This window comes from Chromobacterium rhizoryzae, from assembly GCF_020544465.1.
Taxonomy (GTDB): Bacteria; Pseudomonadota; Gammaproteobacteria; order Burkholderiales; family Chromobacteriaceae; genus Chromobacterium.
The window spans coordinates 491,322-509,964 of record NZ_CP066126.1; the positions used below are offsets into that span (position 1 = coordinate 491,322).

At 64.2% G+C, this 18,643-nt stretch carries 23 protein-coding genes and 3 tRNA genes; 15 read left to right on the forward strand and 11 right to left on the reverse strand.

The annotated features are described in order from the left end of the window. Nucleotides 1-74: 74 nt before the first annotated feature. From JC616_RS02165 to JC616_RS02175, 3 genes are read right to left on the reverse strand one after another with little or no spacing between them, the layout of a single operon-like run. Nucleotides 75-533 carry a DUF494 family protein gene (locus JC616_RS02165; RefSeq protein WP_048413521.1) on the reverse strand — a complete coding sequence of 153 codons (459 nt, stop codon included), beginning with the start codon at nucleotides 531-533 and terminating at the stop codon, nucleotides 75-77. Nucleotides 534-567: 34 nt separating this feature from the next. Beyond that, nucleotides 568-1,647 carry a DNA-processing protein DprA gene (gene dprA / locus JC616_RS02170; RefSeq protein WP_107797867.1) on the reverse strand — a complete coding sequence of 360 codons (1,080 nt, stop codon included), beginning with the start codon at nucleotides 1,645-1,647 and terminating at the stop codon, nucleotides 568-570. Further along, nucleotides 1,644-2,678: a LysM peptidoglycan-binding domain-containing protein gene (locus JC616_RS02175; protein WP_227106514.1), complete on the reverse strand. Its 1,035-nt coding sequence runs from the start codon at nucleotides 2,676-2,678 to the stop codon at nucleotides 1,644-1,646. Before JC616_RS02175 ends, dprA begins: the two co-directional genes overlap by 4 nt. Before the next feature lie 149 nt (nucleotides 2,679-2,827). On the opposite strand from JC616_RS02175, the gene def reads away from it, so the two are divergent. The 8 genes from def to JC616_RS02215 all read left to right on the forward strand — a co-directional run bounded on the left by def (nucleotide 2,828) and on the right by JC616_RS02215 (nucleotide 11,446). Then, entirely contained in the window at nucleotides 2,828-3,331 is a 504-nt protein-coding gene (gene def, locus JC616_RS02180) for a peptide deformylase (protein ID WP_107797869.1), read from the forward strand. A gap of 37 nt (nucleotides 3,332-3,368) precedes the next feature. Then, the gene (gene fmt, locus JC616_RS02185; protein WP_227106516.1) at nucleotides 3,369-4,289 is read left to right on the forward strand and encodes a methionyl-tRNA formyltransferase; all 921 of its coding nucleotides are present in this window, start codon (nucleotides 3,369-3,371) and stop codon (nucleotides 4,287-4,289) included. 35 nt (nucleotides 4,290-4,324) lie between these two features. Then, nucleotides 4,325-5,182 (forward strand): zinc metalloprotease HtpX, encoded by an 858-nt coding sequence (htpX, locus tag JC616_RS02190; RefSeq protein ID WP_227106518.1) that lies wholly within the window; start codon nucleotides 4,325-4,327, stop codon nucleotides 5,180-5,182. A gap of 95 nt (nucleotides 5,183-5,277) precedes the next feature. Then, nucleotides 5,278-6,528 carry a 16S rRNA (cytosine(967)-C(5))-methyltransferase RsmB gene (gene rsmB / locus JC616_RS02195; RefSeq protein WP_227106520.1) on the forward strand — a complete coding sequence of 417 codons (1,251 nt, stop codon included), beginning with the start codon at nucleotides 5,278-5,280 and terminating at the stop codon, nucleotides 6,526-6,528. Beyond that, nucleotides 6,515-7,087 carry a DUF4390 domain-containing protein gene (locus JC616_RS02200; protein ID WP_227106522.1) on the forward strand — a complete coding sequence of 191 codons (573 nt, stop codon included), beginning with the start codon at nucleotides 6,515-6,517 and terminating at the stop codon, nucleotides 7,085-7,087. Before rsmB ends, JC616_RS02200 begins: the two co-directional genes overlap by 14 nt. Beyond that, on the forward strand, nucleotides 7,087-9,195 hold the full coding sequence (locus JC616_RS02205; protein ID WP_107797874.1) for a sensor histidine kinase: 2,109 nt from the start codon (nucleotides 7,087-7,089) through the stop codon (nucleotides 9,193-9,195). Before JC616_RS02200 ends, JC616_RS02205 begins: the two co-directional genes overlap by 1 nt. Then, nucleotides 9,195-10,463, forward strand: coding sequence for a sigma-54-dependent transcriptional regulator (locus tag JC616_RS02210; RefSeq protein ID WP_019100015.1), 1,269 nt, complete (start codon nucleotides 9,195-9,197; stop codon nucleotides 10,461-10,463). The genes JC616_RS02205 and JC616_RS02210 overlap by 1 nt, the downstream gene beginning before the upstream one ends. Nucleotides 10,464-10,690: 227 nt before the next feature. Then, a complete protein-coding gene (locus JC616_RS02215; RefSeq protein WP_227106524.1) occupies nucleotides 10,691-11,446 on the forward strand; it encodes a HesA/MoeB/ThiF family protein in 756 nt (251 codons plus the stop codon). A 49-nt stretch (nucleotides 11,447-11,495) separates the two neighbouring features. Here JC616_RS02215 and JC616_RS02220 read toward each other — a convergent pair whose 3' ends face one another. The 5 genes from JC616_RS02220 to JC616_RS02240 form a co-directional block, all read right to left on the reverse strand. Then, complete coding sequence (locus tag JC616_RS02220) at nucleotides 11,496-11,981, reverse strand: TlpA disulfide reductase family protein (RefSeq protein WP_107797876.1); 486 nt, start codon at nucleotides 11,979-11,981, stop codon at nucleotides 11,496-11,498. 55 nt (nucleotides 11,982-12,036) lie between these two features. Beyond that, nucleotides 12,037-12,450 (reverse strand): acyl-CoA thioesterase, encoded by a 414-nt coding sequence (locus tag JC616_RS02225; protein ID WP_107801583.1) that lies wholly within the window; start codon nucleotides 12,448-12,450, stop codon nucleotides 12,037-12,039. Nucleotides 12,451-12,520: 70 nt separating this feature from the next. Then, on the reverse strand, nucleotides 12,521-12,889 hold the full coding sequence (locus JC616_RS02230) for a VacJ (protein WP_107797877.1): 369 nt from the start codon (nucleotides 12,887-12,889) through the stop codon (nucleotides 12,521-12,523). 20 nt (nucleotides 12,890-12,909) lie between these two features. Beyond that, the gene (locus JC616_RS02235) at nucleotides 12,910-13,770 is read right to left on the reverse strand and encodes an energy transducer TonB (protein WP_227106527.1); all 861 of its coding nucleotides are present in this window, start codon (nucleotides 13,768-13,770) and stop codon (nucleotides 12,910-12,912) included. 140 nt (nucleotides 13,771-13,910) lie between these two features. Next, nucleotides 13,911-14,378: a Dps family protein gene (locus JC616_RS02240; RefSeq protein WP_107797879.1), complete on the reverse strand. Its 468-nt coding sequence runs from the start codon at nucleotides 14,376-14,378 to the stop codon at nucleotides 13,911-13,913. Between the two features lie 101 nt (nucleotides 14,379-14,479). Here JC616_RS02240 and JC616_RS02245 point away from each other — a divergent pair, with 101 nt between their 5' ends. Further along, nucleotides 14,480-14,776, forward strand: a complete 297-nt coding sequence (locus JC616_RS02245) for a DUF167 domain-containing protein (RefSeq protein WP_107797880.1) — start codon at nucleotides 14,480-14,482, stop codon at nucleotides 14,774-14,776. On the opposite strand, the gene JC616_RS02250 is transcribed toward JC616_RS02245, so the two are convergent. Further along, nucleotides 14,770-15,207 carry an FxsA family protein gene (locus JC616_RS02250; protein ID WP_107797881.1) on the reverse strand — a complete coding sequence of 146 codons (438 nt, stop codon included), beginning with the start codon at nucleotides 15,205-15,207 and terminating at the stop codon, nucleotides 14,770-14,772. The genes JC616_RS02245 and JC616_RS02250 overlap by 7 nt on opposite strands. A gap of 257 nt (nucleotides 15,208-15,464) precedes the next feature. Here JC616_RS02250 and JC616_RS02255 point away from each other — a divergent pair. The 6 genes from JC616_RS02255 (at nucleotide 15,465) to JC616_RS02280 (ending at nucleotide 17,389) form a co-directional block, all read left to right on the forward strand. Next, nucleotides 15,465-15,540: transfer RNA gene (locus JC616_RS02255), tRNA-Lys, on the forward strand. Nucleotides 15,541-15,576: 36 nt separating this feature from the next. Further along, nucleotides 15,577-15,652 (forward strand) — tRNA-Lys (locus tag JC616_RS02260). A 25-nt stretch (nucleotides 15,653-15,677) separates the two neighbouring features. Then, nucleotides 15,678-15,753, forward strand: a tRNA-Lys gene (locus JC616_RS02265). Between the two features lie 246 nt (nucleotides 15,754-15,999). After that, entirely contained in the window at nucleotides 16,000-16,581 is a 582-nt protein-coding gene (locus JC616_RS02270; RefSeq protein WP_227106529.1) for a biliverdin-producing heme oxygenase, read from the forward strand. Beyond that, nucleotides 16,578-17,024: a YbaN family protein gene (locus JC616_RS02275; RefSeq protein WP_199225783.1), complete on the forward strand. Its 447-nt coding sequence runs from the start codon at nucleotides 16,578-16,580 to the stop codon at nucleotides 17,022-17,024. Before JC616_RS02270 ends, JC616_RS02275 begins: the two co-directional genes overlap by 4 nt. Before the next feature lie 35 nt (nucleotides 17,025-17,059). Continuing rightward, a complete protein-coding gene (locus JC616_RS02280) occupies nucleotides 17,060-17,389 on the forward strand; it encodes a hypothetical protein (protein WP_227106531.1) in 330 nt (109 codons plus the stop codon). Here JC616_RS02280 and JC616_RS02285 read toward each other — a convergent pair whose 3' ends face one another. After that, entirely contained in the window at nucleotides 17,390-17,983 is a 594-nt protein-coding gene (locus JC616_RS02285; protein ID WP_227106533.1) for a DUF4124 domain-containing protein, read from the reverse strand. Then, nucleotides 17,983-18,627, reverse strand: coding sequence for an orotate phosphoribosyltransferase (gene pyrE, locus JC616_RS02290; protein ID WP_227106535.1), 645 nt, complete (start codon nucleotides 18,625-18,627; stop codon nucleotides 17,983-17,985). Before pyrE ends, JC616_RS02285 begins: the two co-directional genes overlap by 1 nt. Nucleotides 18,628-18,643: the final 16 nt, after the last annotated feature.

The following is an 18,643-nucleotide window of genomic DNA, read 5'->3' on the forward strand; positions in this document are numbered from 1 at the left end:
GAGCGCTCTTGGATCGGCCGCCGGAACCGGCGGCCAAGGGCGGCATGTTAAGCCCGCTCCATGAGGCTGACAAGTCATTGCATGGTGGGTTCGCCATGCACGGCATCCAACAGCGCCTCGCCCAGCAGAATGGGCAGTTCCGCCTGTTGCGCCCACAACACCATCAAGGCCACCAGCTTGGCGCTGCCGACGTTGATGTCGTCGCCGTGCAGTTCCATCAGGCGGTCGATGACCATTTCGCGCTGCGCGGGCGTCAAGGCGCCGTGATCCTCCAGGAACTGCAGCAGGCCGCGCACGTCGGCGGGCAGGTGCTCCAGCTCGTCTTCGGCGTAAACGCGCATGCCGCTGGCTTCGTTGGCGCCGACGTAGCCGCTGTCGTCCAGACCGCTGATGCCGTCCAGCCAATCCAGCGCGTCGTTGATCTCCTCGTCCTCGAAACCGGCGGCCTCCAATTGGCGCATCAGCGCGCCGCGGTCGCCGAAAGCGTCCGGATCGCGGAATTGTTCAAACAGGAAGGCGAGTACGTCAAACATCAATCTATCTTCTTAAAGTGCGGGTTAGCGCGGTTCAGCCCGGTTTCAGGCGCTGAAAAAGCCCGCCGGGATGGCTGGCCACCAGGCCGGCCAGCTCAAGTTCGAGCAGCATCGCGTAAAGCTCCCCCACAGTCAACCCGAGCGTGGTCGAAAGCGCATCCATACTGATGGGGTCGAATCCCATGGCTTCAAGCAGCGGCGATTCCGCCGCGGGGGCCGCCGGCTTGGCGCTGGGGCGTTTGCGTTGCAGCCTGCCCACTTCGTCCAGCACGTCGTCCACGGTTTCCACCAGTTTGGCGCCGTCCTTGATCAGCCGGTGACAGCCGCGAGACTGCGGATTGTGGATGGAGCCGGGGATGGCCATCACTTCGCGGTTGTTCTCCATCGCCAGCCGCGCGGTGATCAGCGAGCCGGAGCCGATATTGGCCTCCGCCACCAGACAGCCGCGGCTGAGGCCGGCGATGATGCGGTTGCGGCGCGGGAAATGGCCGGCCAGCGGTCCCATGCCCAGCGCGAACTCGGACAGGATCAGGCCTTCCTCGGCGATGCGGTGCGCCAGCTGGCGGTTGCTGGCCGGGTAGACGCGGTCTATGCCGGTGCCGACCACGGCGACGGTGGCGGGCGGCTGTCCGAGCGCGCCGTGGTGGGCGGCGGCGTCGATGCCGCTGGCCAGGCCGCTGACGATGCAATAGCCGTGTTCGGCCAGTTCGCGGGAAAAGCTTTCCGCGTTCTGCCTGCCCTGCGGGGTGGCGGCGCGGCTGCCCACGATGGCGAGCATGGGCTGGGTCAGCAGCTCGCGCCGGCCGCGGGCGAACAGCAGCGGCGGCGGCGAGTTGGATTCGGCCAGCTGCGGCGGGTAGTCGTCGTCCAGCAGCGACAGCAATTGGCAGCCCGGCGTTTGCGCCCATTCCAGCGCCGCCTCGGCGGAGGCGGCGGCCTCGCGCCGCTGCAAGGCTTCGGCCGCTTCTTTGCCGATCAAGGGCTCGGTCTGGCGGCTGTTGGCGTTCAAGGCGGCGTCGGCGCCGCCGAAGGCGTCGATCAGCCGTAAAAAGCCGGCTGGACCGATGCCGGGGGTCAGCGCCAGCAACAGCCAGTCATGCGGCGGAGCCTTCATTCTTGCTCGGGGCTGGCCACGCCATCGCCCACGTAGATCGGGCCGCGGCTGTCCAGCACCAGCGCGTAGGACACTTTGTCGAACACGCGGTAGACGAAGGCGTTGCCGGCGCGCTCCGCCGGCAGCGTCACCATGCGCTTACCCTGCTCATCCTTGATTTCCAGCGGGCGGCCTTTTTTGAACAGGCCGAACACATGACCGTTTTCGACGCCCTGCGACTGGCCCAGATTGAGTACAATAGTGGAGTATTGGGCCGCGCCGTCCACGCCGTTGTAGACCGAGACCACCTTGCCGCTCAGATGGGCGTCGGCCGGATGCGGGGCGTAGTTGTTGAAGTTTTGCTGCGGCGCGCGCATCAGATGGTCGCCCACCAGAATTTCCTCGCTGACGTTTCTGACTTTCAGCGTCTGAACGTCGCCTTGGGGCTTGTCTGCGGTCAGGTCGCCGCTGTAGGTCGCTTCTACGCCCAGCACCTTCTTGGTGTCCGGGTCCAGCAGCGGCTTGCCCAGCCGGTAAGCCTGCCAGGTGCCGGCCTCGTTGACGCCGGTGGCGTAGACGCGGTCCCCGGTGGCGACGGTGAGGTGTTCTTCCGGTCCGGCGATCAGCTTGGGCGATTGCAGGAACTGCGCCATGTCCACCACCAGCGGCCGTTTGAGGAAGGGCTCGATCGCCGAGGCGGGAATGCTGGCCACCGCCTGATCCAGCGTCTCGACGCGGGCCTGCGGCGAGAGTTTGACTTCGCGCTGCGCGCCTCGCGCCAGCGACAGCCGCGGCTGGCCGTCCACATAGTCCAGCGCCAGCACGTCGCCCGGGTAGATCCAGTGCGGATTCTTGATTTCGCCCTGGTTCATCCGCCACAGACGCGGCCATTTCCAGGGGCTGCTCAGATAGCGTCCGGAAATGCTCCACAGCGTGTCGCCGCGCTTCACGGTGTAGCGGCTGGGCGCGTCAGCCTTCAACTGGAGATCGGCGGCGAAGGCGGGCGCGGCGAGCCCGAGGGCCAAGGCGAAGGATATAATGCTTTTACGCATGGGAAATGCCCCAATATGAAGGTGGACGGACACCTGCGGGGGTGGCCCGCATACAAGGAATCGCGTTTCGAACATGTCTATTATCGGCGTGCCGATCGCGATACGACAACTTGATGAGTGAATGAAACGACGGGGAGTCATTAAATCCGATGGCATTGTTGAATATTTTGCATTACCCGGATGAACGGCTGCACACCGTGGCCAAGCCGGTGGAGGTCTTCGACGAGGCCTTGCAGATCCAGATCGATAATATGTTCGAGACCATGTACGAGGCCAAAGGCATCGGCCTGGCCGCGACTCAGGTCGATTTCCACCACCGCCTGGTGGTGATGGACATTTCCGAGGAACGGAACGAACGCCGCGTGTTCATCAACCCGGAAATCCTGAGCAAGGACGGCGAGACGGAATATGAAGAAGGCTGTCTGTCCGTGCCCGGCATTTACGACAAAGTGACTCGCGCCGAGCGCGTCAAGGTGCGCGCGCTGGACCGCAACGGCAAGCCGTTCGAACTGGAGGCCGACGGCCTGCTGGCGATCTGCATCCAGCACGAGATCGACCATCTGGACGGCAAGGTATTCGTAGAATACCTGTCGCAGATGAAGCAGACCCGCATCAAGACCAAGCTGAAAAAGCGTGAAAAACAGAATATGTGACCGCGGCGCCGTGGGCGCCCCGTCCGGAATGGTTTGAATGAAATTGATCTTTGCCGGTACGCCGGAGTTTGCCGCCGCCGCGCTGCGCGAGTTGATCGCCGCCGGCCATGAAATCGCCCTGGTGCTGACCCAGCCGGACCGTCCGGCCGGCCGCGGCATGAAATTGAAGCCCAGCCCGGTCAAGGCGGTCGCGCTGGAGCACGGCCTGCGCGTGGAGCAGCCGGCGTCCTTGCGCAACGACGAAGCGCAGCAGATGCTGCGCGACATCGGCGCCGACTTGATGGTGGTGGCCGCCTACGGGCTGATCCTGCCGCAGGCGGTGCTGGATATGCCGACGCGCGGCTGTCTGAACATCCACGCCTCGCTGCTGCCGCGCTGGCGCGGCGCGGCGCCGATACAGCGCGCCATCCTGGCCGGCGACGCCGAAACCGGCATCACCATCATGCAGATGGATGTGGGCCTGGACACCGGCGACATGCTGTCCATCCATCCTGTGGCCATCGCCGACGACGAAACCACCGCCACGCTGCACGATAAGCTGGCCGTGGAAGGCGCGCGCGCCATCGTCTCCACGCTGGCCGGACTGGACGGGATCGCCCCGCTCAAGCAGCCGGAAGCGGGCGTCACTTACGCGCAGAAGCTAAGCAAGGCCGAGGCCTTGGTGGACTGGAGCCTGCCGGCGGAAGAAGTGGCCCGGGCCATCCGCGCCTACAACCCGGCGCCGGGCGCGCATACGCTGCTGGCCGGCGAAGCGCTGAAACTGTGGATGGCCGGCGCCGAAGCTGGCCAGGCCGAGCCGGGCGTGATCGTCGCCGCGGACGCGGACGGCGTGCTGGTGGGCTGCGGCTCCGGCTTGGTGCGCTTGAGCGTGCTGCAGGCGGCCGGCGGCAAGCGGCTGGCCGCGCGGGACTTTGTCGCCGGTAGAAGCCAGCTGGCGGGCACGCGGCTGGGCGTGTGAGCGGATAGACTGAGGCGAGAGGAAAGGGGGCGGCAATGACGGACAACTGGTTCAAGACCACCTTGCTGATGGCGGCGATTCTGGCGCTGTTCGCCGTGATCGGCGGCATGATAGGCGGCAAAAGCGGCATGATTCTGGCCTTGCTGTTCGGCGGGGCGATGAATGTGTACGCTTGGTGGAATTCCGACCAGATGGTGCTGCGCATGTACAACGCGCAGGAGGTGGACGCCCAGAGCGCGCCGGAATTCTACGGCATGGTGGCGGAACTGGCGCAGCGCGCCGGCCTGCCTATGCCGCGCGTCTACGTGATTCACGAAGAGCAGCCCAACGCCTTCGCCACCGGCCGCAGTCCCGAGCACGCGGCGGTGGCCGCCACCAGCGGCATCATGCGCATGTTGGACTATCGCGAGCTGCGCGGGGTGATGGCGCACGAACTGGCCCACGTCCAGCACCGCGACACCTTGATCTCCACTATTTCCGCCACCATGGCCGGCGCGATATCCGCGCTGGCCAACTTCGCCATGTTCTTTGGCGGCCGCGACGAAAACGGCCAGCCGGTGGGCTGGCTGCCGCGTCTGGCCATTGCCCTGCTGGCGCCGCTGGCGGCCAGCCTGATACAGATGGCGATTTCCCGCGCGCGCGAATTCGAGGCCGACCGCGGCGGCGCCGAGATTTCCGGCGACCCGCTGGCCTTGGCCTCCGCCTTGCAGAAGATCGAGTACTATGCGCAGGGCATTGTGATGCCCACCGCCGAGGCGCACCCGGAAACCGCGCAGATGATGATCATCAACCCCTTGTCCGGCGGCGGCGGGATGGGCGATCTGTTCCGCACCCATCCGCAGACCGCGGACCGCATCGAACGGCTGCAAGCGATGGCGCGCGGCGTATATTAATTGAAGAGCGTCGGGCGGCCGCGCGCCGCCTTGATCGCGCAAGGCCAATGCCGGAGGGCATTGGCCTGTTTGTTATGGTTTGATAGAAAGCACCCATGCATCATATTCAGCAATTGGCCGCCAATATTCTGTTGCGCGTCGAATCCGGAACCAATCTGACCGAGGCCTTGGCCGAGGCTCAACGCAAGGCGCCGGAGTTGACGCCGTCCGAGCGCGGCGCTTTGCAGGATCTGGCCTACGGCAGCCTGCGCCACTTGGCGCGGCTGCGTTTCTACCTGCGCCAACTGGTGGCCAAGCCCTTGCCCGAGCCGGTGCTGGAGCGGGTGCTGATCGTGGCCTTCTATCAGCTCTCGCACACCCGCGCCGCCGAGTACGCGGTGGTGAACGAGGCGGTGACCCTGGCCAGCCGGCTGGCCAAGGGCAATTTCAAGGGCCTGGTCAACGGGGTGCTGCGCAACTTCCTGCGCCAGCGCGCCGCCTTGGAACGCGCGGCGGAAAAGGACATAGAGGCCAGCTTCAACCACCCGCTATGGTGGATCAAGGGCTTGCAGCGCGCCTATCCGGACGCCTGGCAAGCCGTGCTGGACGCCGACAACGGCCATCCGCCGATGACTTTGCGCGTCAATCGCCGCCATGGCGACGCCGCGGCCTATCTGGAGCGGCTGCGCGCCGCCGGGCTGGACGGCGAGGCTTTGGACGGCGGCTCGATCACGCTGGCGCGGCCGGTTAATGTGCGAGACTTGCCGGGCTTCGCCGACGGCGAAGTCTCGGTGCAGGATTGGGGCGCGCAGCAGGCCGCGCACTGGCTGGACCTGCGCGCCGGCCAAAGGGTGCTGGACGCTTGTGCGGCCCCCGGCGGCAAGACCGGCCATATTCTGGAGAGCGCCGATGTCGAAGTGACCGCGCTGGACATCGACGAACAGCGGCTGCAGCGCGTGGCCGACAATCTGGAGCGCATCGGCGCGACCGCGCGGCTGCATGCGGCCGACGCCGGCCAGCCGGACGGCTGGTGGGATGGCCGGCCCTTCGACCGCATCCTCGCCGACGTGCCCTGTTCCGCCAGCGGCGTGGTGCGTCGCCATCCGGACATCAAGTGGCTGCGCCGCCCCGGCGATTTCGCCGCGCTGGGCGTGCAGCAGGCCGCCATGGCCGACGCGCTGTGGCCTTTGCTCGCCTCGGGCGGCAAAATGCTTTACGCTACGTGCTCCATTTTCCCCGAAGAGAATCAGCAACAGCTAGACTCCTTTCTGAATCGCCATGCGGATGCCGCGTGCCTGAGACAGGAGCAGTTGCTTCCTTGTGAGCGTCATGACGGCTTTTATTACGCGTTGCTTGAAAAACGTTAGCCTGCTGCTGTGCTTGCTGGCCGGTCTCGCCATGGCGGCGCAGGCCGAAACCATCAGCTCGCGTCGGGCTGAGGCCGAGGTGACGGCGGACGGCCAGTTGTCCGTCAGCACCCGGTTTCAGACGCGCTTGACGCCCAGTCTCAGCGACGCGCTGGAACAGGGCGTGGTGCTGCCGTTCCGGCTGGAGTTCCAGCTGACCAAGCCGCGTTTGACCGCTTACTATCTGAATTTCAGCGAGTGGTTCGATCCGCACGCCCAGTTGGGCTTCAAGCTGTCCTATCAGTCCTTGACCAATCGCTACCGCGTCACCATCGGCAATCTCTCCAGCTACTACCCCACCTTGCGCGAAGCGCTGGGCGCAGTGGGCGCTATCCAGGGCTGGCGCGTGCTCAATTCCGGCACCCTGGACCCGCGCGCCTCGGGGCGCGTAGCCGGCCAGGTGCGGCTGTTGCTGGACATCGGCGAACTGCCCAAGCCCTTTCAATTGAACGCGCTGGGCTCGTCGGACTGGTCGCTGTCGTCCGACTGGGTCAAGCTGGACGTGAAGGACGGCGGCTGATGCGTTACGCGGTGATTGCGCTGGCGACGCTGGGCGCCATCCTGCTTTATCTGCTGGCCTTGGCCACCGGCAACGCATCCAAACTCAACGAATACTACTGGTGGGTGTTCGGCCTGAACGGCCTCCTGCTCGCCACGTTGCTGGGCGTGGTGGCACGGCAGCTGCTGCGCCTGCGTCAGCGGGTGCGGCAACGGGTGTTCGGCGCCAAGCTGACTCAGAAGCTGGTGATGATGTTCGCGGTGGTGGCCCTGGTGCCGGGCATCCTGGTGTTCACCGTTTCCGCCCAGTTCCTGACCCGCAGCATCGAAAGCTGGTTCGACGTCCGCGTTGAGTCGGCGCTGGACCGCAGCCTGGGCTTGGCGCGCAACTCGCTGCAGTACGTGCAGGAAGACCTGGGGCGCCGCACGCGTTCGGTGCAGGACGATATCGAGTCCTTGCCGGAAGGCCTGCTGCCGGCGCGGCTGGAGCGCTTGCGCGAGCAACTGGGATTGCGCGAGCTTGCTGTCTATAGCCGCAGCGGTCAGCTGCTGGCCTTCGCCGGCGGACTCAGCGAGCGAGTGCCTCCTCCGCTGTCGCGCGAGAGCATAGGCAAGCTCAAACCGCGCCAGACGCTGGACAGCTTCGAGAACGACGGCGGCAGCGGCCTGGTGCTGAAATCGCTGCTGATTTACCGCAATCTGGACAGCCAGCAACGCGTGTTGCAGGCCCTGCAATCCGCTCCCGGCCGTATCGCCCAGGACGCGGAGCAGATCGAGACCGCGCGCGCGGAGTACCGCCAGCTGCTCTTGGGCCGCGAGGGCCTGACCACCTTCTACATGCTGACGCTGGCGCTGTCCGCGCTGCTGGCGTTGACCGCGGCGCTGGCCTTCGCCTTATTCCTGTCAGAGCGCCTGTCGGCGCCCTTGTCCGAGCTGGCCGCCGGCACCCGGGCCGTGGCGCAGGGCGACTTTTCCAAGCGCCACCCGGTATACCGGCGCGACGAGCTGGGCATGCTGACCACCTTGTTCAACCGGATGACGCAGCAGCTTGAGGACGCGCGCCACGCCGCGGACCTCAGCCGCAGCGAACTGGAAAGCAGCAAACTTTACCTGGAAAGCATTCTGGCCAACCTGAGCGCCGGGGTGATCGCCTTCGGCGCCGATTGGCAGCTGCGCGCCGCCAATACCAGCGCCTCGCGCATTCTGGGCGTGGATTTCGCCGAGGTGTCGGATCAGGATTTCCCGCACTGGGCCACCTCGATTCCGGCGGTGGCGCCGCTGGTGGAGTGCGTGCTGGAGTACGCGTCCAAGAACAGCGACAGCGACTGGAAAACCCAGCTTAACTATTTGACGGTGCAGGGCGAGCGCACCTTGCTGGTGCGCGGCGCCCATTTGCCGGAGGCGTCTGCGGTGGGCTATGTGGTGGTGTTCGACGATATCACCGAACTGGCGCGGGCCCAGCGCGACGCGGCCTGGGGCGAGGTGGCCAAGCGGCTGGCGCATGAGATCCGCAACCCGTTGACGCCTATCCAGCTATCGGCGGAACGGCTGGCGATGAAGCTGCAGGACAAGCTGGCCGGCGCCGACGCCGACATGCTGCGACGCTCCACCGACACTATCATCAAGCAGGTGGGCGCGCTCAAGGCCATGGTGGACGCTTTCCGCGATTACGCGCGCGCGCCGCGCACCAAGTTGACCGAATTGGACCTGAATCAAGTGGTGCGGGAGGTGATGGCTCTTTACGAATCCAACTCTGCTGTTAAGATGGCGCTTGATGAAAGGCCGTTGATGATCATGGCGGATGCGGCATTGTTGCGGCAGGTTTTACATAACCTGATTCAGAACGCGCAAGATGCGGTCCTTGACGTTGACATCCCGATGATTCAAATTAGCAGCCGAAAAGAAGAAGGCTATGCGCTCGTTTGCGTGGAGGATAACGGTCCGGGCTTTGCTCCGGAGATCCTGCAACGCGTGTTCGAACCCTATGTGACCAGCAAGACCAAAGGTACCGGTCTTGGCCTGGCGGTGGTCAAGAAGATTCTTGAAGACCATCACGGGCAGATCAAAGTGGGTAATCTCGAACCGAATGGCGCGCGCATCCTTCTCTCCCTGCCATTGCTGGAGGCCTAATGCGTAGCAGCGATATTTTGATTGTTGACGACGAGATCGGTATCCGTGAATTGCTCTCCGAGATACTGCAGGATGAGGGGTACACCGTCGCGCTGGCGGAAAACGCCGAGGTAGCCAGACAGTTGCGCAACCAGACGCGTCCGGCGTTGGTGTTGCTGGACATTTGGATGCCGGATTGCGACGGCGTGACTTTGCTCAAGGAATGGGCCAAGTCCGGTCAGCTGAACATGCCGGTGGTGATGATGTCCGGTCACGCCAGCATAGACACCGCGGTAGAGGCGACTCGCATCGGCGCTTTCGACTTCCTGGAGAAGCCGATCGCGCTGCAAAAGCTGCTGACCACGGTGCAGCGGGCGCTGAAATACGGCGATATGCAGGCCAACACCTCGCTCAATCTGGACAAGCTCGGCCGCAGCGAGCCGATCCAGGAGCTGAAGCGGCAGTTGGAACGCGTGGCCAAGGTCAAGTCGCCGGTGCTGCTGACCGGCGAACCGGGTTCCGGCTTCGAACTGGTGGCGCGCTTCTTCCATCAGGGCAACACCCCGTGGGTGACGCCGGCCAAGCAGGAGCAATTGGCGGACGCCCCGCTGGAGCTGCTGCAAAAAGCCAATAACGGCGTCTTGTTCCTGCCGGAGATCGGCCAGTACGGCCGCCGCGTGCAACAAGGGCTGCTGTTCCTGCTGTCCAAGCTGGACCGCTTCAATGTGCGGCTGTTGTGTTCCTGCAGCCGCCCGTTGCAGGAACTGTTGGTGGATCCCGAGTGCGACAACCGCCTGCTGACGGCCTTGTCCAGCGTGATCGTGCCGATTCCGCCGCTGCGCGAGCATTCCGAAGACATCATCTTCATCGCCGAGCAGATCCTGACCGAGCTGGTGGAGTCCAAGCAGGTGCCGGCCCGCAAGCTGACCACCGCCGCGCTCAATGCGCTGCGTCAGTACGACTGGCCGGGCAACCTTGAGCAGCTGCGCAGCATCATCAAGAGCCTGGCGCTGACGTCGGAGTCGGATGAAGTGGACGCCGGCGAGGTCAATAAGGTGCTGGCGCAGTTCCGCCACGAGAAGCCGGTGGAAGAGTCCGGTTTCGACTTCAATATGCCGCTACGCGAACTGCGCGAGCAGTTGGAGCGCCGTTATTTCGAGTACCATATCTCGCTGGAGAACGGCAATATGAGCCGGGTGGCGCAGAAGGTGGGCCTGGAGCGCACCCACCTGTACCGCAAACTCAAGCAGTTGGGCATCAAGTTCGCCCGCAAGACGGTGGAAGAATAAGTCCGCGTTTCCGTTAGAACCGTTCAAAGTCTCGCGAGCAAGAGCGAGACAAGGCGAAAATGGCTGAAGAAGCGGAACGTACATACGGTACATGAGCATTCTGAAGGTATTTTCAACGCCGTATAGCTGAAGCGCAGCAGACTTTGAGCATAAGGCCAGCCCGGATACGGCTGGCCTTATGCTTTGGGTGATGGCGCGGTGGCGGCGTTCGGATTAGGCTAGCAATCATGATTGAACTCAACGACGAGGCGCTATTGCGCTACAGCCGGCACATTCTGCTGCCGGAAATCGACATTGCCGGCCAACAGCGGCTAAACCGGGCGCGCGCGCTGATCGTCGGCGCCGGCGGATTGGGCTCGCCGGTGGCGCTGTACCTGGCCAGCGCTGGAGTAGGGCATATCAGCATCGCCGACGACGATGTGGTGGAGCTGTCCAATCTGCAGCGTCAGATCGTTCACGACAGCGATAGCCTGGGGCGTTTGAAGGCCGAGTCCGCCGTCGAGAGAATGCGCCGCATCAACCCGGAGGTGGATGCGCGGCCGCTGGCGCGGCGGCTGGACCAGGCGGCCCTGGAGGAGTTGGCGGCCGGCCATGATCTGGTGCTGGACTGCAGCGACAATTTCGCCACCCGTCACGCGGTGAACCGCGCCTGCGTCACCGCCGGCACACCGCTGGTGTCCGGCGCCGCGGTGCGTTTCGCCGGCCAGCTGGCGGTGTTCGATCCGCGCGACGCGGCGTCTCCCTGCTATCACTGTCTGTTTCCGGACGAGGGCGAGGCCGGCGACGGGCCGTGCGCGACTTTCGGCGTGCTGTCGCCGCTGGTGGGGGTGATAGGCAGCTTGCAGGCAGTGGAGGCGGTCAAGCTCTTGGCCGGCATTGCGCCGCGTTTGGGCCGGCTGACTCTGTATGACGGGCTGAGCGGAGAGTTCCGCCAGATCAAGGTGCCGCGGGATCCCGCTTGCGCGGTGTGCGCCGCGCGATGAAAAACGCCCCGTTTGACCGGGGCGTTGGTTTTGCCGGGGCGAGCGGGCATCACAGATGCTGCTGCACCAGCTTGCGTACTTCCTTGAAGTCCATCACGCCGACGTAGCGCTTGATGATCTTGCCCTGTTTGTCGATCAGGAAGGTGGTCGGCGCCAATTGGATGTCGCCGAAGGCCTTGGCGATCTCGCCATTGCCGTCCAGCGCCACGAAGAAGGGCAGCTGGTATTTGTCCACGAAGCTCTTCACGTAATTGGGCGGATCGTAGCTCAGCGCCACCGCGATGGTTTCATAGCCCTTGCCGGCGAACTCCTGATGCATTTTCTTGATTTCCGGCATTTCCTCAACGCAGCCCGGGCAGCTGGTGGCCCAGAAATTGACCAGCACCACCTTGCCCTTCAGCGATTCGGTGCTGGCGGTCTGGCCGCTGAGCGAGGTGTAGTTGACCTGGGGCGCCGGCGAGCCGGCGAACAGCGTCATATAGGCGACGACGGCGACCAGCGCGATGCCCAGCAGCGCGAGCAGACCTTTCTTCATTTCCTTATCCTGCGGTAAGGTCCGGGCGCGGCCCGGACGGTTCATGCCATGGCGATCAAGCCTGTTCGGCCAGCATTTGTTCCAGTAGTTCCTTCAGCTTGCCGTCCAGCGCCACCGCCTTGCCTTGTTTGGCGTCAAACACCGCGAAAGTGACGTCGGCCTCGGCCACCAGCTTGCCGCTGCCGACCAGGGTGACGCGTTGATGCATCACCGCGCTGCGGGTGCCTATCGATTTGACGCCGGTGTCGATTTGCAGCTCGTCGCCCATGGTGGCCGGGTAGCGGTAATCGATATTGATGTTGACGACCACCAGCGCCAGGCCGGATTGCAGGAACCAAGGCAGGTCGCCGCGGCTCTCGAAGTAGTTCCAGCGCGCCTCCTCCAGAAACTCCAGATAGCGGGCGTTGTTGACATGGCCGTACAGGTCCAGATGATAGCCGCGCACTTTGATCTTGGTATTGTGCTGCATGATGGTGTTTTCCCCTTTGCTCGTGATGGCGCGCTGCGCCGCCATGGACGGCGACGCCGCGGCGCCCATGTTATTCGCCCAGTTCCAGCGGCACGAAGGCCTCGCGCTCCAGCGCCTCGTCCACCAGGTCGGTGACGATGGAATGGATTTCCAGCGAGAACCATTGCTGGAACAGTTCCAGCGACAGCTCTTCCGGCCACAGGCTGTCGTCGTCGCACCAGTCGGACAGCTCGGCTGCGAATAATTGCTGGTAACGCTCGAAAACAAAGGCTTGGGCGTCGGCGTAATCTTCCGCCGCCGGGATCAGCAGCGCGTTGCAGTCCTGGCCCAGGTGCTGCAGCGAGATTTCCTCGTCCAAGCCGCCGGGCAAGGATTGCAGCCAGGCGTGGAAGGGGGCGAGGGGGCGGATCAGGGCGATGCTGCGATTGACTTCGTACATGGAGATTCCTTGATGATGTGTCAGCGACTGGACAGTTGATTGTCGCGAGTGAAAACGAATTTCTGGCGGATGCGTTGCGAGCTGGATTGCTCCGCGAGCGAGGCCGGGAACGGCGCGTAGGGCGCGGCCAGTTCCACGATGCGGCGCGCGGCTTCGTCCAGCACGTCGAAGCCGGAGCTGCGCAGCACGCGCACGTCGCGCAGGCCGCCGTCGGCTGCAATCAGCACTTCCAGCGTCACGGCGCCGTGAATGTTCTGGCGGCGGGCGGCTTCCGGGTAGTTGAGGTTGCCGATGCGCTCCACTTTCAGCCGCCAGTCTTCCTGGTAGCGGGCCCAGGGGTAGCCGCGGGCGCTTTCGGCCAGCTTGCCCTGTTTGCCGCCGCTTTCCTGCTCCTTGTCGGTCAGGCCGCTGTCGCCCAACTGCCGGCTCAAGTCGCCGACCTGGGCCAGCAGGCTGCCGGCGCTGACATGTCCGACCGTGCCGGACTGCGCGGCCGGCAGCGCCGGTTTTTTGCCGGCCTCAGGCGGCCGGGCCATGGTTTGTTGCCGTGGCGACGCGTCGGCGGGTTCGGGCGTACCGGGCTCCGCCGGTGCGGCGACCGGCTTCGCGCGATGGCTGGCCAGCTTGTCGCTTTGAGCGCTATTGCCGGCCCCCAGATTGTTCTGCTCCGCCAGCCGGCGGGTTTTGGGCGTCTGGCGGCTGGGCGTCTGGTTCAACTGCACATTGATGATCTGGGCGGAGACGGGCGCGGGCGGGCTGGAGCGTGGACGAATCTCCAGGCTGAACAACAGCGCATGGACCAGCAGCGAAGCGAGCAGCGTCAAGCCCAGCGGCAGCATGGTGGCGCTGGAAGTCGAGGGCGAGAGCGGACTAGTGGACATGGATGGCTGTTGTGTTGGCTTTCACCGGGTAAGCGGAGTTCGCCGCAGGCGGAACCGGGCGCAGCTGAAAGTGTAGCACGGCGGCCAGTAAAAACGCCGCGCTGAGCGCGGCGTGGCGATGCATCAAGCGTGCGGGCGTATTATTTTTCCAGCAGGCTGCGCAGCATCCAGGCGGTTTTCTCGTGAACTTGCAGACGCTGGGTCAGCAGGTCGGCGCTGGGCTCGTCGGCGGCGCGTTCCACCACGGCGAAAATGCTGCGCGCGGTGCGACATACGGTTTCATGGCCGTCCACCAGCTGGCGGATCATCTCCTCGGCCTTGGGCGGGGCGCCGGCGGCTTCCTGGATCGCGGTCAGCTTGGCGTAGTCGGCATAGCTGCCCGGCGCGTGGTGGCCCAGCGCGCGGATGCGTTCAGCCACGGCGTCCACCGCCAGCGCCAGTTCGTTGTACTGGGTTTCGAACATCAGGTGCAGGGTGTTGAACATCGGCCCGGTGACGTTCCAGTGGAAGTTGTGGGTTTTCAGATACAGGGTGTAGGTGTCGGCCAGCAGGCGGGACAAGCCATGAGCGATTTCCTGGCGGTCTTGTTCGTTGATTCCAATATCCATCGCGATATCCTCATAAGTGAAGGGAGAGCGGAAGCCTCCCGTCGGCTGACGCCGGCGCGGCGGCTTTTGGACTACACTCTCCCGTTTTGCGGGAAAAAATCATGAAACCTTGGCTGGATTGCCGCAACGGCGCTGTCCGTCTGACGCTGCATGTGCAGCCCGGCGCCAGGAAAACCGAGGCGGCGGGCGAACACGGCGACTGCCTGAAAATACGTTTGGCGGCGCCGCCGGTGGACGGCAAGGCCAATGCCGCGCTGTTGGCCTGGCTGGCGCAGCGCTTCGCCGTGGCCAAGCGCGACGTTCAACTGCTGTCCGGCGACAAGAGCCGGCACAAGGTGGTCTTGCTTCAGTGCGAGATCACCGAGGAAGACGCGCTGCGGCGGCTGGACTTTCAGTGAAGGCGCCGGTCGGGCGGCGTGGTTTTGTCCACCCGGGTATATTCTCCATCGATGATGTCGGGGTCGGCGGCGGCTCCGGGTCCGGTCGCCGCGCGAGCGTTGACGGCAATGCTGGGGCCTTTGAAAGGCAGCAGCAATAGTACGGCGGCCAGGTCGCTGATGACGCCTGGTATCAGGAACAGCACGCCGGCCAGCAAATAACGCAGCGGCCAGAGCAAGGAATACAGCGATACGCGGTCGCCCTGGCGCATCACGCTGCCCAGGGTGAACAAGGCACCGATCTGCTGGTTGCGCAACATCCACAAGCCCAGCAGCGAAGACAGCACGACGAAAACGAAGACGGCGAGCCCGCCGAAGTGGTCCGCCAGCGCCACCAGGGCGGCGATTTCAGCGAAGGGGTACAGCAACAGCAGGATGAGGAAGGTGCGCATGGGCAACTGAATCCGGTAAGTGGGTTTCGCGATCAGGCGGCGGACGCGTAAACCTGATCCCTTGTTGTACACATGGGTATGGCTTGGCGGCTTTCAAGGCCGGTCTGGAATTATCGTTCGGGCTTAGATGATATCGCGGCGCTTCGGTTCCCGTTTCAAGCGGGCTTTTCCGCCCGTGCCGCTGTCATTGTCATGAAAAAAAATGCAAAAACCCGTTGACGACCCTGAACTGTTTCATTATAGTTGCGCTCTCTCTTGGGTCGTTAGCTCAGCTGGTAGAGCAGCGGACTTTTAATCCGTTGGTCGCAGGTTCGAATCCCGCACGACCCACCAGTTTCCGATACCGGAAATTGCCAAGAGTTTTGTTGGGGGTCGTTAGCTCAGCTGGTAGAGCAGCGGACTTTTAATCCGTTGGTCGCAGGTTCGAATCCCGCACGACCCACCACGACAAACTCTTAGCGCCCAGGATCGGGTCGTTAGCTCAGCTGGTAGAGCAGCGGACTTTTAATCCGTTGGTCGCAGGTTCGAATCCCGCACGACCCACCAAATATATAGCAATCAGGCCAGTTCGCGAGAACTGGCCTTTTTGTTTTCTCTCGCTTCCCTTGTTTCCCTCTGCTTTAGCGTTTGCCGGTTTTCCCGGGTCTTTCTCGCGGACATGTCTTTGTCGTGGTAAATTTGATAATGATTGTAAGAATCATTCGCATTATAATGGCGAGTTATTCGCCTCTTCCCGACGTCCGCGCCGCCGCGCGCAGGCGCCGGGATCGCATCAAACAGGAAACACAGAGCATGACTACCGTTGTCGAGAAAACCCGCACTCAGGACTTGAAGGCCCGCACCCACGAAACCCACGACGCGCTGGACCAGCGCATCATGGCGAATCAGCCGTTCGCCACCCGTGAAAACTATGCGCGCTTCCTGCTGGCGCAATACCGCTTCCTGCGCGACGCCGACGCGCTGTACGACAATCCCGAGCTGGCCCGCCTGTTCCCGGACCTGGCCGAGCGCCGCCGTTACGACAGCATCGCCGCCGATCTGCGTGATCTGGACCGCCCGCTGCCGGAATTGCGCGAAGCGCCGATCAGCAGCACGCTGGATGTGGCCAGCGCGATGGGTTGGCTCTACGTGGTGGAAGGTTCCAAACTGGGCGCGGCCATTCTGTACAAGCTGGCCGGCAAACTGGGCCTGGACGAGCATTGCGGCGCCCGCCATCTGGCCGGCCACCCGGACGGCCGCGCCCGCCACTGGCGCGCGTTCACCGCGGCGCTGGACGGTCTGCAGCTGGACGAGGCGGCCGAGCAACGCGTCACTGCCGGCGCGGTGGCCGCTTTCGCCTGCATGAACAGCCATCTGGACCAGGTGTACGCTTGAGTCAGCGTTTGCGGCACCCCGCGGTGCGCTGGCTATACCTGTGCGCCGGCGTGGCGATGCTGGCCTTGGGCGTCATCGGCGCCTTGCTGCCAGTGATGCCGACCACGATTTTTCTGATTTTGGCCTTGGCTTGCTTCAGCAAGTCCTCTCCGCGGCTGGAGCAGCGGCTGCTCGCGCATCCGCGTTACGGGCCGGGCCTGCGCCGCTGGCGCGAGCACCGCGTGGTGCCGGTCAAGGCCAAGTGCTTCGCCGCCATGGGCATGGGTGCGGGTTTCGCCGCCTTGTTGCTGGCGCGGCCTCCGCACTGGGTGCCGTGGCTGGTGGGGGCGATCGAATTGAGCGTCTTGCTGTACTTGCTGTCGCGGCCTTCGCAGGCGATCGAACCGGCCGGGACGGCCGCGGCGCCCCAGCCGGATTTAGCCAAAACCCCGCCGCCGCGTTAAGCTTGCGCATCGACACCGAAAACGGGAGCTGTGTGATGAGGGTAAACGGAATCGTCGCGGCCTTGGCCGCCCTGGCCTTGCCTGCCTTGGCTGTGGCGCAGACGGCGGACGAACAGTTGCTGGCGGCGCAGATGTACTACCAGCAAGTGCGCGGCGCGCAGCAGAAGGCGGACGCGCGTTTGACGCAGGCCGAGTCCGACAAGCTCAAGGCGGAGCAGCGACTGAGCGAGGCTCAGGCGGGCTTGAGCGGCGCCACGGCGGAACTGGAGGCGGCCAAGTCGGCTCAGGCCGCGGCGGCGCAGACCAGCGAGGCGGCCACCAAGGCCTTGAACGAGGCTTGGCAGCGCAAGGACGGCGGGCAGTAGTTAGCCGCCGCGCAATTGCCGGTAGCGGTTGAGGTCGTTCTGAGTCTTTTGGCGGAAGGCGGCCAGCTCTTGCTGCTTGGCGGCGATTTGCCTGGCCAGTTCGGCTTGCTCCGCCTGTAGCACGTTCAGATTGCGCTGACTGTTTTGCGGAGGGGCTTGTTTGTTGCGCCGGCTTTGCGCAATGTCTTGCTGAATGCCTTGAATTTGCAGCGTCAGGCCGCGAGAGCGCTGTTGCAGCGCGTCCAGCGCGCTTTGCAGCACGGCCTGCTGTTTGGCGCGCTCGGCCTGCAGTTGCTGCAGGTTGGCGTAGCTTTCCACCAGCGCGTTGTCGCGGCGGGTGTTTTCCAATTGCTGGGCGTCGCGTTGTTTTTGCGCGGCCTCGGCGGCTTCGCGCGCCTGGCGGGCGGCGGGGCTTTCCGCCGGTTTGGTGACGGCGCCCTGCTTGGACAGCTCGGCGACGCCCTGCTGCTGGCTTTGCAGCGGCGGGGAGTCGCTGTAATGCACCTTGCCGGATTCGTCCACCCACTTGTAGAGGCCGCCGGCGCAGACGGCGGTTCCCAGTATCAGCAGCGCGAGTCCGGCAAGCGGTTTCATCAGTCGTTGACTCCGTATTGCGCCCGGTAGGCGCGCACCGCGTCCAGGTGCGCCGCCAGTTCCGGGCTGTGTTCCAGGAAGCTGAGCAAATCTTTCAGCGTGGCGATGGCGATGACCGGCAGGCCATGTTGCTGGGCCACTTCCTGCACCGCCGACAATTCGCCGCTGCCGCGTTCCATGCGGTCCAGCGCGATGGCCACCCCGGCCGGTTCGGCGCCGGCGGCGCGGATCAGCTGCACCGATTCGCGCACCGAGGTGCCGGCGGAGATCACATCGTCGATGATCAGGACCTTGCCTTGCAGCGGGGCGCCCACCAGGGTGCCGCCTTCGCCGTGGTCCTTGGCTTCCTTGCGGTTGTAGGCGAAGGGCACGTTGCGACCTTGTTCCGCCATCGCCATACAGGCGCCGGCGGCCAGGATGATGCCTTTATAGGCCGGGCCGAACAACATGTCGAATTGCACGCCGCTTTCCAGTATCGACTTGGCGTAGAAGCGCGACAAGTGCAAAGTGGACAGACCGTCGTTGAACAGGCCGGCGTTGAAGAAGTAGGGAGACTTGCGGCCGGCCTTGGTGATGAACTCGCCAAACTTCAAAACCTGCTTGTCGAGCGCAAAACGAATAAAATCCTGACGGAAATCGCTCATCATTACTCCTTATTAA

Excerpts from the sequence above, each read along its gene's own strand:
- JC616_RS02270 (WP_227106529.1), top strand. The coding sequence starts at position 16,000 with ATGACTACCGTTGTCGAGAAAACCCGCACTCAGGACTTGAAGGCCCGC.
- JC616_RS02245 (WP_107797880.1), top strand. The coding sequence starts at position 14,480 with ATGAAACCTTGGCTGGATTGCCGCAACGGCGCTGTCCGTCTGACGCTG.
- JC616_RS02280 (WP_227106531.1), top strand. The coding sequence starts at position 17,060 with ATGAGGGTAAACGGAATCGTCGCGGCCTTGGCCGCCCTGGCCTTGCCT.
- JC616_RS02210 (WP_019100015.1), top strand. The coding sequence starts at position 9,195 with ATGCGTAGCAGCGATATTTTGATTGTTGACGACGAGATCGGTATCCGT.
- JC616_RS02235 (WP_227106527.1), bottom strand. The coding sequence starts at position 13,770 with ATGTCCACTAGTCCGCTCTCGCCCTCGACTTCCAGCGCCACCATGCTG.
- def (WP_107797869.1), top strand. The coding sequence starts at position 2,828 with ATGGCATTGTTGAATATTTTGCATTACCCGGATGAACGGCTGCACACC.
- pyrE (WP_227106535.1), bottom strand. The coding sequence starts at position 18,627 with ATGAGCGATTTCCGTCAGGATTTTATTCGTTTTGCGCTCGACAAGCAG.
- JC616_RS02250 (WP_107797881.1), bottom strand. The coding sequence starts at position 15,207 with ATGCGCACCTTCCTCATCCTGCTGTTGCTGTACCCCTTCGCTGAAATC.
- dprA (WP_107797867.1), bottom strand. The coding sequence starts at position 1,647 with ATGAAGGCTCCGCCGCATGACTGGCTGTTGCTGGCGCTGACCCCCGGC.
- JC616_RS02215 (WP_227106524.1), top strand. The coding sequence starts at position 10,691 with ATGATTGAACTCAACGACGAGGCGCTATTGCGCTACAGCCGGCACATT.
- rsmB (WP_227106520.1), top strand. The coding sequence starts at position 5,278 with ATGCATCATATTCAGCAATTGGCCGCCAATATTCTGTTGCGCGTCGAA.
- JC616_RS02240 (WP_107797879.1), bottom strand. The coding sequence starts at position 14,378 with ATGGATATTGGAATCAACGAACAAGACCGCCAGGAAATCGCTCATGGC.
- JC616_RS02205 (WP_107797874.1), top strand. The coding sequence starts at position 7,087 with ATGCGTTACGCGGTGATTGCGCTGGCGACGCTGGGCGCCATCCTGCTT.
- JC616_RS02220 (WP_107797876.1), bottom strand. The coding sequence starts at position 11,981 with ATGAAGAAAGGTCTGCTCGCGCTGCTGGGCATCGCGCTGGTCGCCGTC.
- JC616_RS02285 (WP_227106533.1), bottom strand. The coding sequence starts at position 17,983 with ATGAAACCGCTTGCCGGACTCGCGCTGCTGATACTGGGAACCGCCGTC.
- JC616_RS02230 (WP_107797877.1), bottom strand. The coding sequence starts at position 12,889 with ATGTACGAAGTCAATCGCAGCATCGCCCTGATCCGCCCCCTCGCCCCC.
- JC616_RS02225 (WP_107801583.1), bottom strand. The coding sequence starts at position 12,450 with ATGCAGCACAATACCAAGATCAAAGTGCGCGGCTATCATCTGGACCTG.
- fmt (WP_227106516.1), top strand. The coding sequence starts at position 3,369 with ATGAAATTGATCTTTGCCGGTACGCCGGAGTTTGCCGCCGCCGCGCTG.
- JC616_RS02165 (WP_048413521.1), bottom strand. The coding sequence starts at position 533 with ATGTTTGACGTACTCGCCTTCCTGTTTGAACAATTCCGCGATCCGGAC.
- JC616_RS02175 (WP_227106514.1), bottom strand. The coding sequence starts at position 2,678 with ATGCGTAAAAGCATTATATCCTTCGCCTTGGCCCTCGGGCTCGCCGCG.
- htpX (WP_227106518.1), top strand. The coding sequence starts at position 4,325 with ATGACGGACAACTGGTTCAAGACCACCTTGCTGATGGCGGCGATTCTG.